We start from the raw sequence: 277 nt of genomic DNA, 5'->3' as shown, positions 1-277 counted from the left end.
GGAGGCTTTGGAGCATGCGTTAACGACTGCAGGGCGAATTCATGGAAACCAGCTGATTCATCATAGTGATCGGGGCAGCCAGTACGTGTCACTGAAGTATTCCACCGCGCTAGCGGAATCCGGAATCCGTCCGAGTGTGGGAACAGTCGGCGATTCTTATGACAATGCTCTAGCCGAAACAGTCAATGGTCTCTACAAGGCGGAACTGATTCATGCTCAAGGTCCGTGGACGTCGGTCGGAGAAGTCGAATTGGCCACCTTGCGGTGGGTGTATTGG

Annotated in this window: 1 pseudogene; it reads left to right on the top strand. The window is 53.8% G+C overall.

Features of this window, described 5'->3' with window-relative positions:
- A pseudogene (locus HMPREF2724_RS12240) lies at positions 1-277 on the top strand (integrase core domain-containing protein); the annotation flags it as partial.

Origin of the sequence: Corynebacterium sp. HMSC071F07 (assembly GCF_001810285.1) — a bacterium.
Taxonomy (GTDB): Bacteria; Actinomycetota; Actinomycetes; order Mycobacteriales; family Mycobacteriaceae; genus Corynebacterium; species Corynebacterium simulans.
This window is presented reverse-complemented; position numbering and strand designations above follow the sequence as displayed.